At 65.3% G+C, this 2,899-nt stretch carries 3 protein-coding genes and 1 tRNA gene; all 4 read left to right on the forward strand.

Annotated features, from left to right (window positions below):
• Positions 1–35: 35 nt before the first annotated feature.
• Positions 36–108 (forward strand) — tRNA-Ala (locus VI480_RS01610).
• 19 nt (positions 109–127) lie between these two features.
• On the forward strand, positions 128–784 hold the full coding sequence (locus VI480_RS01615) for a sterol desaturase family protein (RefSeq protein WP_323671066.1): 657 nt from the start codon (positions 128–130) through the stop codon (positions 782–784).
• Positions 781–1,797, forward strand: a complete 1,017-nt coding sequence (locus VI480_RS01620; protein WP_323671067.1) for an NAD-dependent epimerase/dehydratase family protein — start codon at positions 781–783, stop codon at positions 1,795–1,797. Before VI480_RS01615 ends, VI480_RS01620 begins: the two co-directional genes overlap by 4 nt.
• Before the next feature lie 49 nt (positions 1,798–1,846).
• A partial coding sequence (locus VI480_RS01625; RefSeq protein WP_323671068.1) for an amino acid ABC transporter substrate-binding protein occupies positions 1,847–2,899 on the forward strand: 1,053 nt, incomplete at its 3' end.

The following is a 2,899-nucleotide window of genomic DNA, read 5'->3' on the forward strand; positions in this document are numbered from 1 at the left end:
CAGCACCACAGGTATATTCGGCGGTCGCCCAGCTCGGGGGTGTAGCTCAGTTGGTAGAGCGCTTCGGTCGCATCGAAGAGGCCAGGGGTTCGATTCCCCTCACCTCCACAGCTTCAGCAACGGTCGCATGAGTCCGTTCCTCTACCTGGCTGCGATTGCTGTGCCGTCGATCGCGATTGCGCTGTGCCAGTCGATGCACTCCGGCTTGCCGCGCTTGCGGCGCGCGTCCAGCGATGGAGTATTGATCGACGGCCGCTACCGGAATGTCGCCGTCAACGGCGGCGTTGCTCTCGCTGCCTACGTCGCCGGCATCGTGCTGTTGGGCGGGTACCTGGTCGACGCCGGCCGCACCTCGCGGTGGTACGCGCCGTTGCTGGTCCTGCTGCTGTATGACTTCGGCTACTACTGGCTCCATCGCGCGCTGCACTGGCGATCGCTGATGCGCAGGGTTCACTGGGTGCACCATCGAACGTCGCACCCGACGGCCGTCGATTCGCTGTACCTGCATCCACTGGAGACCGTTGCGGGCCTCGTGGTGCTGCTGGCCAGCATGGCAGCGGTCGGCCCGCTCGGGCCGGGGGCGTTTGTGGCGACGGCGATCGCGCACTCCCTCGTCAATGTGCTCGTGCACGCAAACCTGAGCATTCCGGCGCGGCTCGCGTGGCTCACGAACCACTGGTCGGCACGGCACGATGCGCACCACAGCAGCAGCGGCAACTTTGGCACCATCACACCGCTGTGGGATTGGCTGTTCGGCACTTCTGCCCGAACTCAGCACGCGTGAATCATCCCGAGCCGGCCGCAGGTCCCGTGCTCGTCACCGGCGGGTGCGGCTTCATCGGTTCTGCAGTCGTGCGTGCGTTTGCAGATGCCGGACGGGAGGTGCGTGTGGTCAATCCGCGTTGCCGTCCGTTCCGGGACGATGTGCAGTTCCTGGATCTCGACATCAGGAACGGTGCGGGACTCGCCGAGGCGTGCAACGGGGTGGAAACTGTCGTCCACTGTGCCTCGGTCGTGCAGACTCGCAATACGGCCCAGCACGAGATGTGGGAGGTGAACCATGGCGGGACGCGCAACGTCCTGGACGCGTGCCGGCGTGGCCGTGTGCGCAAGCTGGTTCACATCAGCTCTGCAAGCGTCGTGTACGAGGGCCGCGACCTCGAAGCTGGCGACGAAGGGCTGCCGTATGCCAAGGCGTCGTTGAGCGCATACGCAGACAGCAAGATCGCAGCCGAGCAAGACGTCCTGGAGTTCGCTGCCGAGGGAAGCACCAGCGCGTGTGCGCTCCGACCCCACTTGGTGTTCGGCCCCGGCGACACGCGATTCTTGCCCAACATCTTGCGGCGGGCCGACGGCGCCGGCATCCGGGAGGTGGGGACGCGCAGCAAGCTCTCCGACTTCGTCTACATCGACAACGTCGTGGACGCCATCATGGCTGCAGAGGACCAGCTCGAGCCAGGCACTCCGGTCTGCGGCCAGGCGTACTTCGTGACCAACGGCGAACCGATCGCCTTCTTCGAGTTCGTCGAGCGGCTCCTCACGGCGATGGGCTACCCACCCGTGCGCAAGCGCGTGCCCTACTGGCTCGCGTATGCCGGTGCCGGCTTGGTGGAGGCGTTCCACTCGGTTGTGCGGACGGGGGAAACCTCCGAGGACGGGCTGTCGAGGTTCGCCGTCCGGTATCTGAACACGCACCACTACTTCCGCATCGACAAGGCCAGACGCGACCTGCACTGGCGACCCCGGACGGCGCTCGAACAGGGAATCCAGCAAACCGCGGCAGCCGTGACTCGGTGACCTCCACGCTCCGGTGTCGCCCAGTTCGGACAGTTAGCGTGTATGTCTGATGGCTGAAGCTCATCTTGACATGAACGTGCCGAGACCGCGAATGAGGCACTTGGCCAGGCTCCTTGCCGCTGGCGCCGCTGCCGTACTCCTGGTCGCGGGTTGCGGGTCCGGAGCCGCCGGCGATGCCGAGACCGAGGCGTCGCAAGCAGATCCGGTGCCGGTACAGGAAACCCAGGACGTCGACTTGCTGGAGACGGTGCGGGCGCGGGGTGTTCTCAACTGCGGTGTGTACGGCGCTGCGGTGGCGTTCTCCGAGACGCAGCCCGACGGCAGCACGACCGGATTCGATGCCGACTACTGCCGTGCACTGTCCATCGTGATGCTCGGCGATGCCGATGCAGTCAACTTTGTGCCGCTCACTTCCGCGGAGCGCTTCACGGCACTGCAGACCGGCGTCATCGATGTGCTGGTGCGCAACACGACGTGGACGCAGAGCCGCGACGGCGACCTGGGGTTCGACTTCGCGCCTGTCACCTTCTACGACGGCCAGCAGCTCATGGGGCGCGTCAGCGACGGGTTCAACGCTGCGTCCACGGTGGCGGACATTGCCGGTGCGACCGTCTGCGCTACCGCGGGGACCACCACCGAAAAGAACATTGCTGATGCCGCCGACGCGGCCGGCGTGGAGATCAAGCTGGCCACGTTCGAGGATCTCGACATCATCACCGACAGCTTCATCAACGGCTCGTGCGATCTGATGACCACTGACGGATCGGGGCTGGTCGGCCGCAAAGCCAAACAGGAGGGCGATCAGGAATGGGTGATCTTCCCGGCGGCACCGTTCTCCAAGGAACCGCTGGCCCCGGTGTACCTGCCGAACCAGTCCACGTTCGGCGACATCGTCAACTGGACGGTCTACGCCACGATCATCTTCGACGAGAAGGGCATCACCTCGGCCAACGTCGATGACTTGCTGGGCAGCGGCGCACTCGATGCCGAGTCGGTGCGGCTGCTCGGAGGCGAGGGCGAGCTGCAGTCAAAGATGGGCTTGGCGCCCGATGCGTTCTACGAGGTAGTTCGCCAGATCGGGAACTATGACGAGATCTACACC

The organism is Candidatus Poriferisodalis multihospitum, assembly GCF_028283155.1.
Taxonomy (GTDB): domain Bacteria; phylum Actinomycetota; class Acidimicrobiia; order Acidimicrobiales; family Poriferisodalaceae; genus Poriferisodalis; species Poriferisodalis multihospitum.